Annotated in this window: 19 protein-coding genes; 7 read left to right on the top strand and 12 right to left on the bottom strand. The window is 47.2% G+C overall.

The window, feature by feature from the left end; genetic code table 11:
* Positions 1–154: 154 nt before the first annotated feature.
* From ACLGGO_RS31580 to ACLGGO_RS31570, 3 genes are read right to left on the bottom strand one after another with little or no spacing between them, the layout of a single operon-like run.
* The gene (locus ACLGGO_RS31580; RefSeq protein WP_446422269.1) at positions 155–610 is read right to left on the bottom strand and encodes a ferredoxin; all 456 of its coding nucleotides are present in this window, start codon (positions 608–610) and stop codon (positions 155–157) included.
* The gene (locus tag ACLGGO_RS31575; RefSeq protein ID WP_446422268.1) at positions 610–996 is read right to left on the bottom strand and encodes a DUF1257 domain-containing protein; all 387 of its coding nucleotides are present in this window, start codon (positions 994–996) and stop codon (positions 610–612) included. Before ACLGGO_RS31575 ends, ACLGGO_RS31580 begins: the two co-directional genes overlap by 1 nt.
* A gap of 33 nt (positions 997–1,029) precedes the next feature.
* On the bottom strand, positions 1,030–1,239 hold the full coding sequence (locus ACLGGO_RS31570) for a DUF2997 domain-containing protein (protein WP_446422267.1): 210 nt from the start codon (positions 1,237–1,239) through the stop codon (positions 1,030–1,032).
* Between the two features lie 497 nt (positions 1,240–1,736).
* Here ACLGGO_RS31570 and bioU point away from each other — a divergent pair, with 497 nt between their 5' ends.
* Positions 1,737–2,744: a (S)-8-amino-7-oxononanoate synthase BioU gene (bioU, locus tag ACLGGO_RS31565; protein ID WP_446422266.1), complete on the top strand. Its 1,008-nt coding sequence runs from the start codon at positions 1,737–1,739 to the stop codon at positions 2,742–2,744.
* A gap of 162 nt (positions 2,745–2,906) precedes the next feature.
* Here the strand turns inward: bioU and ACLGGO_RS31560 are convergent, their stop codons facing one another.
* From ACLGGO_RS31560 to ACLGGO_RS31540, 5 genes are all read right to left on the bottom strand, one after another.
* Entirely contained in the window at positions 2,907–3,491 is a 585-nt protein-coding gene (locus ACLGGO_RS31560) for a hypothetical protein (protein WP_446422265.1), read from the bottom strand.
* A 282-nt stretch (positions 3,492–3,773) separates the two neighbouring features.
* Positions 3,774–4,994 carry a type II secretion system F family protein gene (locus tag ACLGGO_RS31555; RefSeq protein ID WP_446337976.1) on the bottom strand — a complete coding sequence of 407 codons (1,221 nt, stop codon included), beginning with the start codon at positions 4,992–4,994 and terminating at the stop codon, positions 3,774–3,776.
* A gap of 88 nt (positions 4,995–5,082) precedes the next feature.
* The gene (locus ACLGGO_RS31550) at positions 5,083–6,204 is read right to left on the bottom strand and encodes a type IV pilus twitching motility protein PilT (RefSeq protein ID WP_446337989.1); all 1,122 of its coding nucleotides are present in this window, start codon (positions 6,202–6,204) and stop codon (positions 5,083–5,085) included.
* Between the two features lie 112 nt (positions 6,205–6,316).
* The gene (locus tag ACLGGO_RS31545; RefSeq protein WP_446337975.1) at positions 6,317–8,320 is read right to left on the bottom strand and encodes a GspE/PulE family protein; all 2,004 of its coding nucleotides are present in this window, start codon (positions 8,318–8,320) and stop codon (positions 6,317–6,319) included.
* Between the two features lie 417 nt (positions 8,321–8,737).
* A complete protein-coding gene (locus ACLGGO_RS31540) occupies positions 8,738–8,875 on the bottom strand; it encodes a hypothetical protein (RefSeq protein ID WP_446337974.1) in 138 nt (45 codons plus the stop codon).
* 167 nt (positions 8,876–9,042) lie between these two features.
* Here ACLGGO_RS31540 and grpE point away from each other — a divergent pair, with 167 nt between their 5' ends.
* The 6 genes from grpE to rsgA all read left to right on the top strand — a co-directional run bounded on the left by grpE (position 9,043) and on the right by rsgA (position 14,651).
* A complete protein-coding gene (gene grpE, locus ACLGGO_RS31535; protein WP_446422264.1) occupies positions 9,043–9,849 on the top strand; it encodes a nucleotide exchange factor GrpE in 807 nt (268 codons plus the stop codon).
* 174 nt (positions 9,850–10,023) lie between these two features.
* On the top strand, positions 10,024–11,994 hold the full coding sequence (gene dnaK, locus ACLGGO_RS31530) for a molecular chaperone DnaK (protein ID WP_446422263.1): 1,971 nt from the start codon (positions 10,024–10,026) through the stop codon (positions 11,992–11,994).
* Between the two features lie 12 nt (positions 11,995–12,006).
* The gene (locus ACLGGO_RS31525) at positions 12,007–12,138 is read left to right on the top strand and encodes a hypothetical protein (RefSeq protein WP_446359274.1); all 132 of its coding nucleotides are present in this window, start codon (positions 12,007–12,009) and stop codon (positions 12,136–12,138) included.
* A gap of 22 nt (positions 12,139–12,160) precedes the next feature.
* Entirely contained in the window at positions 12,161–13,285 is a 1,125-nt protein-coding gene (gene dnaJ / locus ACLGGO_RS31520; RefSeq protein ID WP_446337970.1) for a molecular chaperone DnaJ, read from the top strand.
* A complete protein-coding gene (locus ACLGGO_RS31515; RefSeq protein ID WP_446422262.1) occupies positions 13,282–13,551 on the top strand; it encodes a sulfurtransferase TusA family protein in 270 nt (89 codons plus the stop codon). Before dnaJ ends, ACLGGO_RS31515 begins: the two co-directional genes overlap by 4 nt.
* The gene (rsgA, locus tag ACLGGO_RS31510) at positions 13,548–14,651 is read left to right on the top strand and encodes a small ribosomal subunit biogenesis GTPase RsgA (protein ID WP_446337968.1); all 1,104 of its coding nucleotides are present in this window, start codon (positions 13,548–13,550) and stop codon (positions 14,649–14,651) included. Before ACLGGO_RS31515 ends, rsgA begins: the two co-directional genes overlap by 4 nt.
* 19 nt (positions 14,652–14,670) lie before the next feature.
* Here rsgA and ACLGGO_RS31505 read toward each other — a convergent pair whose 3' ends face one another.
* The 4 genes from ACLGGO_RS31505 to pyrF all read right to left on the bottom strand — a co-directional run bounded on the left by ACLGGO_RS31505 (position 14,671) and on the right by pyrF (position 17,435).
* Positions 14,671–14,928: a hypothetical protein gene (locus tag ACLGGO_RS31505; protein ID WP_446337967.1), complete on the bottom strand. Its 258-nt coding sequence runs from the start codon at positions 14,926–14,928 to the stop codon at positions 14,671–14,673.
* A gap of 152 nt (positions 14,929–15,080) precedes the next feature.
* The gene (locus ACLGGO_RS31500) at positions 15,081–15,881 is read right to left on the bottom strand and encodes an ion transporter (protein ID WP_446337966.1); all 801 of its coding nucleotides are present in this window, start codon (positions 15,879–15,881) and stop codon (positions 15,081–15,083) included.
* A gap of 117 nt (positions 15,882–15,998) precedes the next feature.
* Positions 15,999–16,664 carry a hypothetical protein gene (locus ACLGGO_RS31495; protein WP_446422261.1) on the bottom strand — a complete coding sequence of 222 codons (666 nt, stop codon included), beginning with the start codon at positions 16,662–16,664 and terminating at the stop codon, positions 15,999–16,001.
* 42 nt (positions 16,665–16,706) lie between these two features.
* The gene (pyrF, locus tag ACLGGO_RS31490; RefSeq protein WP_446422270.1) at positions 16,707–17,435 is read right to left on the bottom strand and encodes an orotidine-5'-phosphate decarboxylase; all 729 of its coding nucleotides are present in this window, start codon (positions 17,433–17,435) and stop codon (positions 16,707–16,709) included.
* Between the last annotated feature and the right edge of the window lie 269 nt (positions 17,436–17,704).

Here is a 17,704-nt window from a genome sequence, read left to right as displayed (position 1 = left end):
GTCCCTTTCAAAGTTATTTGGTCACGGCGAGCGCCCCCAGGCTGATTAATAAGCTAAACACAGACCTGAATCCTTACCAAATAACCAATGACAAAAAAACCTCAACGGCAATGAACCATCGAGGTTTGTTGTACCAGAGACTGTAACAAAAAGTCTATTTTTTTTTGCGTGTTTTTGCCTTATATTGCTTAAGCGCTTTCTTGCGCCGCATTTTGGTCGCCACGACAGCCGAATCAATCGGAAATCCAGCAACTGGAATAACCTGAAACTCTCGCTCTTCTTCTAGCTGCTTGAGTTCGGTATAGTCTACCCAGTTGATGCAATTAACGGGACAGGTATCAATCGCTTCTTGGATTAAATCTTCTGGGTCCCCATCTTGGCGAAAGACACGCGCTCGCCCATGATCTGGCTCGATGTAAAATGTATTGTGAGCTGTATGGGCACAATGCTTACAGCCAATACAAGTGATTTCATCGACATAAACACCTTTCTGTCGCAGCTCACCACCGAGTTCGGGTTCTAAACCTGAACGCTCTGGTGCATCTCGGAAGACGCCGCCGAGTTCGGGTTCTAAACCTGAACGCTCTGGTGTCGGGGAGAAATCAGACATTACGCACTCCAGCGTTGGACGACTAAACGGATTGAACCATCTTGATTATTTTCTTGTTGGGCAACTTGAAACCCTTGCTTGGCAGTTTCACTCATTACGGTATGAAACGCATACCGCTGGGTGATACGGTTGAGGAAACCCTCTACGGATAAAGGCTGTTGCCAGTATTGTAGGTCTGCAACCAGCTCGTATTCTTTACCATTCCAGGCAAAACCGACGTCATAGTTATTCTCTTGTTCGATGACAACTTCGGCGGTTCGGGTTTGACCGCGATACCCACGCACTTCACTCGGACCTGCTTCCCAGTCTACGCCCAGGTCAGTTAACGCCGATTGTAAAGAGGTAAGGTTGCGGATTTGAGTTTTTATGTTGCTAAAATGTGACATTTTGGTTAAAGAAAGCTAATTGAACAAAAAAACTTACCAAGAGCTATAGGTCGCTTGCGCCGTTGCTGTTGCCGACTGCTGAGTCGGTTGGGTAAAGTACTCAGATGTATGCTCCATTGAGACGACTTGCCCCAACTGAGCTTCAATGGCAGCGGTCACTTCTGCACAAGAGGCGCCAACGATACCCGTGACTTTCTCTTGCACTCGACCATCTGGATAAATGACAAATTCTAAGGTTTCCATCAGTTTGTTAACGGTTGGGTCAGTCCTCCAGTTCTATGCTGTAACACCAATTCAGCTACAGCCTGTGAGCCTACCTAACCAGCTCTCTCGCTAGTTGAGTAGTCTCTCGTTATTATTCGCATCATAGCGAATCAAAATTTAACAGAAATTAATACTTGATTAGTATCATACACTAACCTTTTGTTAAGTTTCGCGTATCTTTCCCTCCCAGTCAAGCGGCAGAATTATCCAAACTCCGTTCTTAACAAAAATATACATGGAGATTCTGTAGGGGCGAAGCATTCGCGCCCAAATTTATCGGGTTTCTACTCAAGTTTAAACGCGAATGCTTCGCCCAATCCCAGAGGGGCGGAGTGCCATGGTACGTCTGGGAAATGTTCGCGCCCAAATTTATCGGGTTTCTACTCAAGTTTAAACGCGAATGCTTCGTCCTGGCGTGTCTGGGAGATGAGGGAGATGGGGTAGATAATAGAAATTTGTTGAGTGAGACGCAATTGATGAATTCGATGGATTCTACGGTAAACAAACCCATTCGAGTCGGTATTTTAGGCTTTGGCGGATTAGGACAAGCGGCGGCTAGAGTGCTGGCTGGTAAACGTGAGATGATTTGGGTAGCTGCTGCTGATAAACAGGGCTGGGCATACAATGCTACTGGGTTAGATCCCGATCGCGCGATCGCAATGTATCATAATCAAGGGTCACTGGGTTATCTAGAACCCGCAGGCACTCTCAGCAACAACACAATTGCCGACTTAATCGAAAACGCGGCGGTGGATGGATATTTCCTTGCCCTACCCAATTTGCCGAATACGTTTATGGCATCGGTTGCCCGTCAGTTTATCCAATCAGGGTGGCGTGGAGTACTCGTAGACGCCCTCAAGCGCACCAGTGCGGTGGAACAGTTACTCGCCATGAAAGATGAACTCCAAGGGGCGGGAATCACCTACATGGCGGGATGTGGGGCTACACCAGGACTGTTAACGGCTGCTGCTGCGATCGCGGCTCAAAGCTATGCTGAAATTCATAGCGTTAACATTACCTTTGGTGTGGGTATTGCTAATTGGGAAGCCTATCGAGCCACGATTCGAGAAGATATTGCCCATCTTCCCGGCTACGATGTAGAACAGGCACGTCAGATGAGTGATGCGGATGTCGAAGCCCTCCTGGATCAAACCAATGGCATTATCACCTTAGAGAATATGGAACATGCCGATGATGTGATGTTAGAATTAGCCGGGATATGTTCTCGCGATCGCGTCACCGTCGGCGGCGTGGTTGATACCCGTAATCCGAAAAAACCCTTGAGTACGAATGTCCAAGTCACAGGACGAACCTTTGAGGGCAAAATCTCAACCCATACCTTTACTCTAGGTGACGAAACCAGTATGGCGGCTAATGTCTGTGGTCCTGCCTTTGGCTACCTCAAAGCAGGAATATCATTACATCAACGAGGTCTTTACGGTCTATTAACAGCGGCTGAAGTGATGCCACACTTTGTTCGATAGTCTATGGTGATTTGGGATTGGGGAACCCTTCGCTTCGCTCAGGGAACCGGGTTTGTAGGGGCTCTTTTCACTATTATCGTTTCTGACCTCACAAAAGATGGAACTCAACCCGCCCTGAGCGAATGCAAGAGTAACTCCCCCATCTCTCCCATCTCCCCTGCACTAAGCAGGTGGATGTTCGGTAGACAAGCTTTCTGGTTGTTCCTCTTCCATCACATAATCGGGACTTTGCATGACAAAAGGTAAATCCGCACCTCGTAAACCGCGTTGAATTCGTTGAGGTGTGTCCGGGAAGATCACGAATAACGGATAAATCTGGTCAACGCCTTCGCTGAGAATGTGTTGATGGCGGGGGGGCATAAGCCACTCATAATCTTTGTCTAGCAACACTTGAGTCTGACGCCAACGACTCAATAAATCCGAAAAATCTTCATGGGGGCGATGGATGAAAATGAGAATTTCCACCCCCATTTTTATTTTCCATTCCGGATCACACATCAACATGACAACATCACAGGGTAAGCCAACAGTTCCGTTCAAGCTTGTCAGGTTAGAATGTCCTGTCGATGATTGGAGATGACGAAGGCGCACAATGGGTAGAGGAATTGTGATCACACTTTCCGAAGGGCGGCGCATACTAGGAATCATTTCCAGGTAAGGTCGATGTTGCTTCAGCAGCCCTAGCGCCCCCTCATGGTGGCTATATTCGGCTAAGCTGATTTCGTAATTAGATTGTTTAACTGGCATTTTAAAATAAGTGGCAATTCACTAACGTCTTGTTGACTAGTTTAAATAATACTCACGAACAGTCGTGGAAAATCAGTAGAGGTTGCTCATGTTGCTAGTACCGTTCCCTAGAAATTCACGCCTTCAAAATTGAAAATGCCTACCTGGCAAGCGTTTCAGTAAGGCGTGAAAGGTTGTTTGATTTCCTGTGTGCTGTACGAGTAGCTGAATCAACGCGGCAAATCCTCTACGATCAGATGATTGTAGGAATGGGCGCTCCATATACTGGAAATCTTTCCCCTTTTAACCCAAGGTTTCAAAGACTTTAAACATGGGCAGATACATAGAAACCAGGATTGTACCCACCATTCCCCCAATGACAATAATCATCACGGGTTCTAAAATACTGGTCAAAGCTTTTACGGTTTGCTCAACTTCATCTTCATAAAAATCAGCAACCTTCATCAGCATTGAATCCAGTTCCCCTGTTTCTTCGCCAACACTAATCATCTGAATTGCCAAACTGGGAAAAACTTGTTCATTTTGCATGGCAACACTGATCAAACCCCCTTGCTGAATTTCCTGCTTGGCAGCTTCCACAGCGTTAGCAATCACTTGGTTTCCTGACGTATCCCGAACAATATCTAATGCATTGAGAATAGGAACCCCCGAACGAGTCAACGTGCCAAAGACGCGGCAAAACCGGGCAACTGATGATTTTTCATTCAGTTCACCGAACAGAGGTACTTTCAATAGCAGTGCATCGATTTGCAGGCGACCCGGTGGAGTTTTGTAGTACTGCTTGACGACAACCGTGGTAACGATGATCACCCCAACTGGAATCAGGGCGTACCAGCTTCTGAGAACACCACTCAACCAGAGCATAAAGGCAGTCAGGGCTGGTAATGTTCCGCCGATTTCTTCAAAAATCCCAGCAAAGATAGGGATGAGGAAAATGGTCATTCCCAAAAACACCAGTACAGCAAAGCCACCCACCACCAGAGGATAAGTCATTGCCGACTTAATCTGATTTTGCAGCCGCGCCATATCTTCGAGCAGCTTGGCTAATCGGTTGAGAACTTCATCCAGGACACCCCCAACCTCGCCTGCTTGCACCATACTGACATAAAGTTGGTCGAAGCAGGCGGGATGCTCCCGCATCGAATCGGAGAGACTGGTTCCCTGCTGGACTTCGGTACTGATGGCAGTCAGCGCTTTTTTTAGCTTGGGATTGGCACATTGTTCAGATAAGATACCCAGACAGCGAACGATGGCAACTCCAGCATTCACCATTACCGCAAATTGCCGGGAAAAGACGGCTCGGTCTTTAACACTGACACTCGTCATCTTTTCCTGGATTGCGTCTAAATTCAGGTCTTCCAGGCTAAAAGCTTTCTGAATACTACCAACAGTCGGATATTTATTTTGAAAGTGGGCGCGGGCTTGATCAGTAGAGAGAGCTTTCACTTTCTCTTTTTTGGCGTTTCCTTTGGAATCCCGAACCTCAGCAATGAAGGTAGGCATGGCTTGCGTCTGAATGAAAAAAGAATTAAAGGGAAGGGCTAGTTTTTTCGTGATGTTTTTTGTTCACGAAAAAACTAACCCCGATAACTTAGCGAGTCTTAGCACCAACTTTACCGCCCCCTGCAGCCACTCCGGCGGCTCCACCGAGAATACGCTGTAACTCGTCGGGCTTAGAACTCTTGGACACGGCTGTTTCAAAGGAAATTGTTCCTTGTTTGACTAAATTTGCCAACGTCTGTTCCATGGTGATCATGCCCATTTTCATCCCGGTTTGGATGGCGGAATACATTTGGGCAACTTTCCCTTCACGGATTAGGTTAGAGATAGCCGGGGTGACAATCATAATTTCCTGTGCCATTGCCCGACCAAACTCACCGGGTTTCGGGTTTTTCTTGGGTACTAGGGTTTGACTGAAGACGGCGACTAAGGAGTTTGAGAGCTGAGCTTGAACTTGAGGTTGTTGTTCAGGGGGGAACACGTCCAGCATCCGGTTTACGGTTTGAGAGGCGGAACTGGTGTGCAAAGTTCCCATGACCAAGTGACCTGTTTCTGCGGCTGAAATTGCCAGGGAAATGGTTTCCAAGTCCCGCATCTCGCCGACCAGAATCACATCCGGGTCTTCCCGTAAGGCGGCTTTGAGCGCATTAGCAAAGCTTTTAGTATCTTCACCTTTTTGACGTTGGTGAACTAAGCTTTTAATATTGGGAAAGACGTACTCAATCGGGTCTTCGACGGTAAGAATATGTTCGGGTCGGGTACGATTAATTAAATCAACCATTGCCGCCAGTGTGGTGGTTTTTCCCGAACCTGTTGGTCCGGTAACCAGTACTAATCCCCGAGGACGTTCGCTCATTTCCCGAACAATATCAGGCAGACCTAACTGATCAAAGTTGGGAATCTTGGAGGACAACGCTCGCAAGCAAGCCGCGTAGTAACCCCGCTCTTTATAAACATTGACCCGGAAGCGAGCCAATCCCTTCACTCCATAAGAGCAATCCAATTCCCAGTTCTGCTCCAATTCCTTGCGCTGACTGTTATTGAGCATACTGAAGATCAGCTTCTGACATTCTTGGGGATTCAGGGGGTCTTCCCCGAAGGGTTGGAGTTTACCACTGATACGGAAATAGACAGGTGCCCCAGCTTGAATATGCATATCTGAGCCACCCATTTCAATGAGCTGCTCCATCAAGTCTTCAATAATTAAATCCATTGCCATGGTGTTGTCTCCCAATACGAATCAGTTGTTGGTTATCAGTGTTTGTTTCCGAATCAATTGTTGTTGGGGGTTAAAGCCAACAACAATTCATGAATAGCCGCAACAGTTAGTCACGGAAGCGCGGGGTCATACAATACGGACAGTCTAACCACTCCGGTTGTAACCCGGCGCCGCAAGTACTACAGGAGAGGGATTGCTTGCGTTTGGCTTTCAGTTCTGCCTCAAGACCAGAATCAGTAAAGGTTACCCGTTCTACTTCTTCCAATGTTGTATGACCGTCCTGCACCAGGTTTAAACTATAGAATAATAAGGTTTTCATCCCTTCCTCAACCGCTGCTTCTTTCAGCCGTTCGGCAGGCGCGCCTTCGTTAATAAGGGTTTGCAGTCGTTCGGTCATCCGCATGACTTCATACACACCCACTCGTCCTTTGTATCCGATCCCATTACATTTTGGACAGAGTGTTCCTTTAGAACGAGCTTCGGAAATTTCATCGGGTTGTAGGGTATTGGCTTTATATAAGGTGACTTCTCCTTCGCTGGAAGCAGTTAAACCAAATCGAGCCAGTTCAGCCGCACTAGGTTGGTAAGGTGTGCGGCACTCCGAACAAACCCGCCGCATCAGGCGCTGGGCTAACACACCTAGCAGCGCACCCGACACCATGAACGGTTCAACTCCCATTTCATCTAGGCGGGGGATGGCGCCTGCCGCGTCATTGGTATGGAGAGTGGTTAAGACTAAGTGTCCCGTGAGCGCCGCTTCAATCGCGGTTTTCGCGGTTTCCTTATCGCGCGTCTCACCCACCAGAATCACATCTGGGTCTTGCCGTAGAAATGAGCGCAGAATTGAGGCAAAGTCCATCCCTTTTTCCCGCAGTACCTGCACCTGGGTAATACCGGGTAAGGAATACTCAATTGGATCTTCTGCTGTGCTGATATTGACGCCTGGATCATTGCGCTCAGCCAGCATAGAATATAGGGTTGTGGATTTACCGGAACCCGTCGGACCCGTGACCAAGATCAACCCAAAGGGGCGTGCTGCCATTTCCCTGACAATTTCCAAGCTTTCTGGGTCAGTGATCAGAATGTCCAAACCGAGTTGGGTGCTAGAGTTATCTAAAATCCGCAGGACAATCTTCTCACCATAGCGGCTGGGTAGGGTACTGACCCGGAAGTCAACCTTGCGCCCTTGGAACATGCGCCGAATTCTGCCATCTTGAGGTACTCGGCGTTCAGCGATGTCCAAATCTGACATAATTTTGAAGCGAGCAGCAACGGCATCTTTAATCTTTTTGGGTAAGGGTTCAAAGGCTTGCCTCAGTACGCCGTCTTTGCGGAAGCGAACACGTAAGTATTCCTCCTGGGGTTCGATGTGAATGTCCGATACGTCCTCTTGCAGGGCTTTGGCGAGGATTCTATTCACCAAGTTAATCACCGGGGCACCACCGGCTTCATTCAGGGCTGCCCCTAAATCTGCTTCTGTTTCGTCCGGTGCATCGGAAAGGGTGTCAAGATTCTCAAGATCCTTACTGATGTCTGTCTGCTTGGCAGCTTCCTGTTCCTTCTCTTGTGCCAGTTTTTTATCGCGATATTGATTAATCAGATGCTGATAGTCTTCTTGGGTAATCACCATCCGCCGTAGCCCAATCCCTTGAGGGCGCAGAATCCGGTTCAGATCATCTTGGGCGTCGAGATTATCCGGATCAACCATTGCCACCAGAACCGATGGCGGTTGTGTGTCATTCTTGGATAATGGCACCAAGCGATAGCGACTACAGATGTCAATGGGAATCAAACTTTCTATGAGTTCCTTGACTTGGTGACCTGAAATTTCACTAAGTTCCGGATCGAGAGATTCAACACCGTAAAGTATTTTTAGTTCAAATAGTTGCTGTTTCTTGTACTGACGCACTAAGTCGGGTGGCAACTGACGCCCGGTAATTGATTCAACGACATCGGTTAGAGGTCGTCCTGACTTACGGCTTTCCGCCAATGCCTGCCGCATTTGACCGTCATCAACGTAACCCGATTGAACTAGTTTATTTCCAAAGGGCGAAAAATCGTTTTTGACAACAAGGGCACGTCTTGCTGATGATGATGGGGATTGAGTCATAGTGGGTGAGACTATCTCCTTAAAGATTACAGAAATCCTAAAAGTTTTAGCTTTTGTCGTACTGGAGAAAAAGGCAACGGTAACCCCATTCGCCTTGCCGCCGATTCAAATAAAATGGCTGGACAGATCTCAGGATGGCTCCCTTCTCACTGGGTTTAGATCAGAGTATCCATGCTGGGAAACACTTTGAGGCGTGAATAAGGTCGGATGCCAACATGCTGGAGTTACCAATATCCTGGCAAGGGTGAAATGCTAGTCTTCAGATAATCTAAACGTGATAGAATTCTGACTGAAGTCAAAATTAGTCCTCTATACCCTGATAGAATACTCTATTCCTTATTATAAATGGGGATACCGCCACAAGTTTTATCTTAACCGTTTTACACCCCTTGGAATTAAACTCAGTCTCGCCCATCTCTAGGTTAGGGTTGCTCTACTCGTGCAGGGTGGCGGCAAATACCCAGCCGGAAAAATACTCCCCGTCTCCCAGACGTGGCTAACCTCTGGAACATGCTCCGGGAAATCCTGTTCAGGTGCTATTGAATCAATAGACATTAACAGACAATTTTCACCAGTATGTACTAGGATTTGAGGAGGTAGCAATCCCGACTTGATGCCTGGGGCTTTAGCCTACCCTAAATCTTGCCGTTAATCTGGGCAAGGTAAACGTTGCCATCCTAGAAGGAGCAGGAGATTGATCAAGTTTTTAGTACGAGTGAATCATGAGTGACGAAGAAAAACAACAAAATACTACGTTGCAACAAACAGATAAGCATAAGGCAGTGAATTCAGATAACCCCGATTTAAATGAGGCAACTTCCGAGGTGGAGGTTGGGACACAACCTGAGGTTGAGTCACCATCAACGGCAGAAGCGGCAACCTCTGAAGTGACAACCGAAGCGACAAAAACTTCGGCAGGGCAAGGTGTAGAGAGTGAGTCTGCTGAATCAGACTCCGCCGGATTGCCGAGTCAGGAGGATGTCGCGGTTATCGAAACCTTAAAGCAGGAAAATGAACTCCTTAAAGCTCAAATTGAGGAAATTAATCAGCAATTTGAAGCCTTTAAAACCCAATCCATGCGGATGGCTGCCGATTTTGATAACTTCCGCAAGCGGACGGCGAAAGAAAAAGAAGATTTAGAACATCAAGTTAAGCGTAATACTCTGGGCGAGTTATTATCCGTCGTCGATAACTTTGATCGGGCGCGATCGCACATCAAACCTCAAAATGATGGGGAGATGGCGGTGCATAAGAGTTATCAGGCAATTTACAAGCAACTCGTGGAGGCCTTCAAACGCTTAGGGGTTTCGCCGATGCGTCCGGAAGGAATGGAGTTTGATCCCAATTTCCACGAAGCGGTGATGCGGCAGCCGAGCGATGAATACGGCGAAGGAATCGTCATGGAACAGCTTATTCGTGGCTATTTCTTAGGCGATCGCGTGCTGCGCCATGCCATGGTTAAAGTTGCTGCGGCTCCAGAACCCATGGTAACCTCAGAGGAGGACACCTCGGCAGAACCAGAAACTTAAGCGGCAGGGGTATACCTGCCCGACTTGTCTGTCTCTAAAATAGATCTTGTCTAAGTAGCTGTAGCTGGTTTAATCAACCCGAAAAAAACGGTTGAGCGAACATCAGGCGAGTTCTGTAGCCACAGATTACCACCTAAAGAAGAAAACCTTACCGATCAAATAGGCCGAAGCGCTATGGGAAAAGTCATTGGCATCGACCTGGGCACAACGAATAGTTGCGTGGCTGTCCTGGAAGGAGGTCAGCCCCTCGTCATTTCCAACACGGAAGGCGGACGAACCACACCGAGTATTGTGGGATTTGGCAAATCGAATGAGCGCTTGGTTGGTCAACTGGCGAAGCGTCAGGCAGTTCCCAATGCTGAAAATACTGTCCATAGTATTAAACGGTTTATTGGTCGTCGATGGGATGACACGGTAGAGGAGCGATCGCGAGTTCCTTATACCTGTATCAAGGGTCGCGACGATACCGTTGATGTCCAAATCCGCTCCCATCAGTATACGCCGCAGGAAATCTCTGCCATGATCCTGCAAAAGCTCAAAGCCGATGCCGAAAACTTTCTCGGTGAACCCGTAGAACAAGCGGTAATCACGGTACCTGCCTATTTTACCGATGCTCAGCGGCAAGCCACCAAAGATTCTGGAACCATCGCAGGTCTAGAAGTGCTGCGGATCATCAACGAACCAACCGCAGCAGCGTTGGCTTATGGTCTGGATAAGCAAGACCAAGAACAACAAGTCCTCGTCTTTGACTTAGGCGGCGGTACATTCGATGTCTCGGTCATGCAACTGGGTGACGGCGTATTTGAAGTCAAAGCCACGTCTGGCAACAACCATTTAGGAGGCGATGACTTCGATAACGTAATCGTGCGCTGGATGATTGAGCAGTTCAAGGAACAAGAAGGCATCGATATCGGCGCCGATAAGATGGCGTTACAGCGCTTGCGAGAAGCCGCAGAAAAGGCAAAAATTGAACTCTCTAGTATGTTGAACACCTCGATCAACCTGCCGTTTATTACGGCAGATGAAACGGGTCCGAAACATCTAGAGATGGAATTGTCACGAGCGAAGTTTGAAGAACTGGCGATCGACCTGATTAAAGGTACAATCGAACCCGTAAAACAGGCGCTCAAAGATGGTGAACTTAAGCCCGATGATATCGACCGGATTCTGCTGGTCGGGGGTTCGACTCGCATCCCAGCCGTCCAGAAAGCGATTAGTAAGTTTTTCGGCGGTCGCCAGCCAGATAAATCAGTCAACCCCGATGAAGCCGTTGCCCTAGGTGCAGCTATTCAAGGGGGCATCTTGGGCGGTGAAGTTGAAGACTTGCTGTTGCTAGACGTGACCCCGCTCTCACTGGGAATTGAAACCTTGGGCGAAGTTTTCACCAAAATTATCGAGCGTAACACCACAATACCCACCAGTAAATCCCAAATCTTTTCCACGGCGACGGACGGGCAAACCTCTGTGGAAATTCACGTCCTCCAGGGTGAACGGGCGATGGCTCGTGATAACAAAAGCTTGGGTAAGTTTCTACTAGCAGGCATTCCTCCGGCTCCCCGAGGTGTGCCTCAAATTGAGGTATCCTTTGATATCGATGTCAATGGAATTCTTAACGTCTCAGCGGCGGATAAAGGTACAGGAAGAGAGCAAAGCATCCGAATTACCAACACCGGTGGATTAAGTGGTGGCGAAGTGGAACGGATGCGCCAAGAAGCAGAGCAATATGCCGAAGAAGACCGCCGTCGGATGCAACTGGTGGAACTGAAAAATCAAGCCGAAAGCCTCTTCTACAGTTACGAATCGACCCTAAAAGACAATGCCGATTTGGTACGTGAGGACTTGAAGGCGCAGGGAGAGAAGAAAAAGCAAAAGCTACAAGCTGCGCTCAAAGACCCCTCGATTACGGTTGAGGACGTTAAACAGCAACTGGAAGATTTCCAACAAACGCTGTTTACTATTGGTGCAGCCGTCTACCAGCAAAGTGCGCCCGATTTGGAACCCGATGAGATTAGCGAAAGCGAGGAAGAACTTGCTTCACCAGTAGAGGTTAGTGAACCCTCAGAATCGGAACCCGAAGAAGAAGAGTTAATTCTTAACTTTGAGGATGAAACCGTAAATAATGCTGACTATGAAACAGTTGACTAAGGTAATGCATAAATGGAAGTAGCAATTCGTTGGTTTTTTGATCCAAAATGGATAGACGTGCAGGTGAGCCGGATATCAGCCATCGGTGGCGCTCAAGCCGATCTCCTGAACAGACTATCACTATCAACCCACCCCCTAACGTAATCCAACCCTCCCGCATTGCTCTATGCCTGACTACTATGACGTTCTCGGCGTCTCTCGCGACGCTGACAAAGAAGAAATAAAGCGGGCTTACCGTCGCCTTGCCCGGAAGTACCACCCAGACGTTAACAAGGAACAAGGAGCGGAAGAGCGATTTAAAGAAATTAATCGAGCTTACGAAATCCTTTCCGAACCAGAGATGAAGGCACGATACGACCGCTTTGGCGAGGCGGGTGTATCATCAGGTGCTGGAGCTGGCTATCCCGATTTTGGGGATATGGGTTTTGCCGATATCTTTGAAAGCTTCTTCAGTGGTTTTGCTGGTGGTGCGGGTCAGCAAACGGCGCGTCGGCGTGGTGGACCTGTGCGAGGGGATGACCTGCGCCTAGACTTGAAGCTGGAATTCCGGGAAGCTGTATTCGGTGGGGAAAAGGAAATTCGGATTCCTCACCAAGAAACCTGTAATACCTGTAACGGTACCGGAGCAAAACCGGGAACTCGACCACGTACCTGTTCGACCTGTAGCGGTACAGGACAAGTGCGTCGCGCTACTCGTACCCCCTTTGGCAGTTTCACTCAAGTTTCAGTCTGTCCCACTTGTAACGGCGAAGGACAGGTGATTGAGGATAAGTGTGAAACCTGTGGGGGATCAGGTCGCAAACAAGAAACCAAAAAGCTGAAAATTACGGTTCCACCTGGTGTGGATAATGGAACCAGGCTGCGGGTTTCTAAAGAAGGAGATGCGGGATCGCGCGGTGGTCCTCCAGGAGATTTATATGTCTACCTATTTGTTGAGGAAGATGCTGAATTTCAGCGGGATGGAATTAATATTCTGTCTGATCTGAAAATTAGCTACTTACAAGCTATTTTAGGCTGTCGTCTACAGATTAATACCGTCGATGGTCCGGTGGAGTTGAAGATTCCCCCAGGAACCCAACCGAATACGGTGTTAACGTTGGAAAATCATGGTGTGCCAAAATTAGGGAATCCTGTGAGTCGGGGCGACCATTTGATTACGATTCAAATAGACATTCCCACCCGGATCACGACGGAGGAACGGGAGTTGCTCGAGAAGCTGGCAAAAATTAAAGGCGATCGCACCGGCAAAGGCGGTCTAGAAGACTTTTTGGGAGGACTGTTTCGCGGATGAGTAAGCCAACGGTATCGACAATTAATCAGACACCCGATGCTCAACTGGATTTGCGAGGAACACCTTGCCCAATTAACTTTGTGCGAACTAAGCTACGTCTAGAACAAATGACGCCCGGATCTTTATTGGAAGTGTGGCTTGATCCGGGGGAACCCATTGAACAGGTTCCCGATAGTTTGGCGATGGAAGGTTACCCCATAGAGGCACTCGAAAATCACACAGACTACTTTGCCCTAAAAGTACGGCGTCCTCAAGCCTCTGCATGAGTGAGATAGTAGATATCCCACCGTCTGAGTTATCTCCCCCCTTATTGGGGACAGTTCTGGCAGTTCAGGCTAATTTCTATGAGGTCAGGTTAGAGTCGAATTGTGATCAAAATTTAGACGTAGCCTGCTACGTCTCTACACTATTATGTACTCGTCGTTCCCGATTGAAAAAAATTGGTCAACGGGTCATGGTGGGCGATCGCGTTGTCATCGAAGAACCGGACTGGACAGGGAATCGAGGTGCGATCGCGGATGTTCTCCCTAGGATTACCCAACTGGATCGTCCTCCCGTTGCTAATGCTGAACAAATTCTCCTGGTCTTTGCGTTAGAAGAACCTACCCTTGATCCCTATCAACTGAGTCGCTTTTTAGTCAAGGCAGAATCAACGGGTTTCCAGGTGTGCTTGTGTCTGAATAAAAGCGATTTAGTCACAAAAGAAGAACAACAGCAGTGGCAGCAGCGCTTGAAAGCTTGGGGATACCAACCCATATTTATCAGTGTTTACAATAATATAGGTTTAGCAGAACTCAGCGATCGCTTAAACCAAAAAATTACGGTCTTAGCGGGATTGTCTGGAGTGGGGAAATCCAGCTTAATTAACCAACTTGCCCCTGAAGCTAACCTACGAGTGGGAAAAGTAACCGGAAAATTAGGGCGAGGACGCCACACCACCCGCCATGTGGAATTATTTGAGTTACCCCAAGGGGGTTTATTGGCAGATACGCCGGGATTTAATCAGCCTGACTTGGATTGCACGCCAGCCAATTTAATCCATTACTTTCCCGAAGCACAACAACGGTTAGCAGTAGCCAATTGCCAATTTAGTGATTGCTTACATCGAGATGAACCCAACTGTGCGGTACGGGGAGAGTGGGAACGCTATGATCATTATCTGGGTTTCTTAGAGGAAGCGATCGCGCGTCAGGAACGGTTGCACCAACAAGCTGATCCAGAGTCCACTCTTAAGGCGAAAACAAAAGGAAAAGGACAAACGCACTACGAACCCAAGTTAGAAACAAAGAAGTATCGACGGCGTTCGCGACGGACTCAACAGCAGGATTTAGAGGAACTGTATCAGGAAATCGACGATTTACCTTGATTTAGCAAGAATACTCCCACTATTCATTTTCCGGTGAAGGTGGGTTCATTACTACTCCATTATTAGATGGTGTATTGTCGGGTTGATTTTGAGCCAAAAATTTCCGAACTTGCACCATTAATTCAGTATTATACTGAGGACGCTCTCGATAGTTAGGCGAAGGACTAGAATAAGAACCAAGGAGTGCTAATGCGGGAAAAGTCAAGAAAAGACTTGTATAAGCAACTCCCATAGGACTGATTAATTTTTTCAGGTAGTTCAATTTATTTTTTACCATGTCTTTTTAGGAAATAACTGTTTTTTATGAACGAGTATGATTAATAAATCCTAACTCTAATGATCTATTCATCCTGTCTACCCAAAGTTTTAAGTTAAAATTAAATATCTCTATCTAATGACAGATTGCATAAACACTTAATTAATGAACAATCAAGATTTAAATAAATCAGCCTGCTCTAATTTAGTCCCACAAATTTTACAAAACTCAGCATCAGAATCATGAAACGGCAAACCACACCCGGCACAGACTTTCTCTACTTGGTTAGCCGTTTTCAGTAAATACTTGACTAAATCTCCCAATTGCCAAGGAATGAGAGCAATACCTGTCAAAATCATCAGCACTGTTAGTAATCGACCCCCTTCTGAAATTGGTGTGAGGTCACCAAACCCAACTGTGGTCATCGTGACTACGGCGAAATATAATGCATCTAAAAATGTGTTAAAGTTCTTGGGATTGACTCCATGTTCAACTTGATAAATTAATCCAGAGTAAACAAATATTATTGTAAACAATGTGAATAATATCCGAGCTAAGATAATACTATCTTGATTGCCAATTCTAAAAACATAAATTTTCAAACTTAGGAAACGGATTAACCTTAAAATACGGAACCAGCGGAAAATCAAAATAAATCGGATATCAGTGACGCCGAGAAAGAAAGGTACAATCGCGATTAGATCGATGAGAGAAACTGGGCTAAAAAAGAAATCAAGTTTAGACTCAGCGACCCAAAATCGGAGTAAATACTCAACGACAAAAACAATTAATATAATTCGGTCAATAATATCCAGACTTAGGCGAAGCAGCGGCGGTATGGGATAAGTCTCGCACACGAAAATTGCTGAAGATAAGAGGATTAACCCCATAATCAGCAAGTTGAATCGCCTACCCACAGGCGATTCAATATCTTCTATGTAAAGAGCAATAGTTTGTCGCAAATTATCGGGCATTAATCTGGCACTATCAAAGGAAAATTAAAGACTGGAGTTGAGGTATTTACCAAAATGCCCTCAATAAAATTTAACAGATTCAGCACTAATTTATAATTTCAATTGTAAGATAAACCACTATCTGTAGGAGACTTGAATTGCGCCCGCCCGACAATCTCGCAACCAGAGCTGCACGGCTCGACCCATAATACCATCACTACTCTCTCGCGGCGGCGTTGGTGGGCGTTCTGGTGAAGCTGAACCTAGGCGCGTAAACATCAGAGCCAAGCGCCATCCACTATCGGTATGGGTTAAAAAGAGCCAGTGAAAACTTTGGGTTTCAATTGCACCTCCCTCGACATATTGGCGTTCTAGAGTAGTGAAAAACACTTGCTGCGGGGGTTCTACGTTGGCAGTTGTCACAGAATTATAGGAACCAGGACCAAGGGTCAGGGGTTGAAATTCCGCCCGCCCTGCCACGATGATATATAGATTGATATCAATATCCTCATTTACAGGTCGCGATCGCTGAATCACCCGATTCGCATAGTTAGGCAAATCCCGCAGCATCAGAGATGTTAACGTTTCTACATCCTCCGGACAAGTCGAAGATTGAGCCAGAAGTATAGGTTTAGGGGTACAAGGATGCAGGAATGTAGGGGTACAGGGGAGGACGATTTGCTCTGTCGGTTTCATCTTCAGCGTTTGTGAGCCGAGGATGTAATCGGTATTAAATGCTCTACCATCCATCTGGAATCCTAGCCAATAGGCAACTGTTAGGCATTGGATCAACTTAAGATTCATAGGGAGTTGTCTTGCTATAAACCCGCCCTGACAATTGACTGATTACTGATAACTGATGACTTCATTTAACTCCTGGCAAATTCTCTCCCAAGCAGCAACGGGGTCAGGCGCCGCCGTGATGGGTCGTCCAATCACCAAGTAATCAGCTCCCGCTTTCAGGGTATCTGCTGGCGTCATTGAGCGCTGTTGATCGCCCTGTTCAGACCAACTGGGACGGACACCGGGACAAACCAGGAGAAAGTCATCGCCACACACTTGTCGAAGCTGGGACACTTCTTGGGGCGAACAGACTGCCCCATTTAATCCGGCTTTTTGCGCCAAAAGCGCCATCTGTAGGGCGTATTCGGGTAACTCAATCGGAACTTTTAAATCAAAGGCTAAATCTCGCGAGTTCAAACTGGTAAGTAGGGAAATTCCAATTAATTTCGGTGGTGAACAGGCGGCGGCTTCTGCTCCTTGCTTCGCTGCTGCTACCGCCCCTTTGAGCGCCATGGAACCAGCTACGGCATGAATTGTCAGTAAATCTACGCCGTACCCAGCAGCCGCCCGTGTCGCCCCAGCTACTGTATTAGGAATATCGTGAAACTTTAGATCTAAAAAGATCCGTTTTTGCCGATCTTTGAGAATCTGAAGAATCGCAGATCCACTACTGACAAATAGCTCCAGTCCTACTTTCCAGAACCTCACTTGGGGTAATTGTTCCACGAGAGCGATCGCGTGGGCTTCGGTAGGTACATCCAACGGGACTATAATCCGCTCTGCTACTGACATGGGAAATGCTTGTTGATAAGTAGCCACAGATTATCCCATTTTTATTTAACCGCGCAACTTATGCAATAGAAGAAGGCGTTCTGACACTCGCTCCGGGTTGACCTCGCCCCTAAACTTGAATAAGGGCGGGTTTAGTCAAGTTATTGGTTTTTGTCAAAGCTTATCCGTAAAACCCGCCCCTACAATTAACTTATTACCGGAAAAGCGATGGGTGAAGGCTCCCACGCTCTTTAGCTGGGAGATGAAACCGAGCGAACCGTCTAGGTAGC

It is taken from the genome of Coleofasciculus sp., assembly GCF_046565525.1.
GTDB lineage: Bacteria > Cyanobacteriota > Cyanobacteriia > Cyanobacteriales > Coleofasciculaceae > Coleofasciculus.
The sequence above is the reverse complement of the archived record's forward strand: the minus strand, read 5'-3'. Positions and strand labels throughout refer to the sequence as shown.

What these genes read in the sequence shown, in the direction of transcription:
- pyrF (WP_446422270.1), bottom strand. Translation starts at nt 17,435, where the DNA reads ATGTCAGTAGCAGAGCGGATTATAGTCCCGTTGGATGTACCTACCGAA.
- ACLGGO_RS31540 (WP_446337974.1), bottom strand. Translation starts at nt 8,875, where the DNA reads ATGTCTATTGATTCAATAGCACCTGAACAGGATTTCCCGGAGCATGTT.
- ACLGGO_RS31550 (WP_446337989.1), bottom strand. Translation starts at nt 6,204, where the DNA reads ATGGATTTAATTATTGAAGACTTGATGGAGCAGCTCATTGAAATGGGT.
- ACLGGO_RS31570 (WP_446422267.1), bottom strand. Translation starts at nt 1,239, where the DNA reads ATGGAAACCTTAGAATTTGTCATTTATCCAGATGGTCGAGTGCAAGAG.
- dnaJ (WP_446337970.1), top strand. Translation starts at nt 12,161, where the DNA reads ATGCCTGACTACTATGACGTTCTCGGCGTCTCTCGCGACGCTGACAAA.
- ACLGGO_RS31560 (WP_446422265.1), bottom strand. Translation starts at nt 3,491, where the DNA reads ATGCCAGTTAAACAATCTAATTACGAAATCAGCTTAGCCGAATATAGC.
- ACLGGO_RS31555 (WP_446337976.1), bottom strand. Translation starts at nt 4,994, where the DNA reads ATGCCTACCTTCATTGCTGAGGTTCGGGATTCCAAAGGAAACGCCAAA.
- grpE (WP_446422264.1), top strand. Translation starts at nt 9,043, where the DNA reads ATGAGTGACGAAGAAAAACAACAAAATACTACGTTGCAACAAACAGAT.
- ACLGGO_RS31515 (WP_446422262.1), top strand. Translation starts at nt 13,282, where the DNA reads ATGAGTAAGCCAACGGTATCGACAATTAATCAGACACCCGATGCTCAA.
- ACLGGO_RS31500 (WP_446337966.1), bottom strand. Translation starts at nt 15,881, where the DNA reads ATGCCCGATAATTTGCGACAAACTATTGCTCTTTACATAGAAGATATT.
- ACLGGO_RS31545 (WP_446337975.1), bottom strand. Translation starts at nt 8,320, where the DNA reads ATGACTCAATCCCCATCATCATCAGCAAGACGTGCCCTTGTTGTCAAA.
- ACLGGO_RS31505 (WP_446337967.1), bottom strand. Translation starts at nt 14,928, where the DNA reads ATGGTAAAAAATAAATTGAACTACCTGAAAAAATTAATCAGTCCTATG.
- rsgA (WP_446337968.1), top strand. Translation starts at nt 13,548, where the DNA reads ATGAGTGAGATAGTAGATATCCCACCGTCTGAGTTATCTCCCCCCTTA.
- ACLGGO_RS31525 (WP_446359274.1), top strand. Translation starts at nt 12,007, where the DNA reads ATGGAAGTAGCAATTCGTTGGTTTTTTGATCCAAAATGGATAGACGTG.
- ACLGGO_RS31580 (WP_446422269.1), bottom strand. Translation starts at nt 610, where the DNA reads ATGTCTGATTTCTCCCCGACACCAGAGCGTTCAGGTTTAGAACCCGAA.
- ACLGGO_RS31575 (WP_446422268.1), bottom strand. Translation starts at nt 996, where the DNA reads ATGTCACATTTTAGCAACATAAAAACTCAAATCCGCAACCTTACCTCT.
- bioU (WP_446422266.1), top strand. Translation starts at nt 1,737, where the DNA reads ATGAATTCGATGGATTCTACGGTAAACAAACCCATTCGAGTCGGTATT.
- dnaK (WP_446422263.1), top strand. Translation starts at nt 10,024, where the DNA reads ATGGGAAAAGTCATTGGCATCGACCTGGGCACAACGAATAGTTGCGTG.
- ACLGGO_RS31495 (WP_446422261.1), bottom strand. Translation starts at nt 16,664, where the DNA reads ATGAATCTTAAGTTGATCCAATGCCTAACAGTTGCCTATTGGCTAGGA.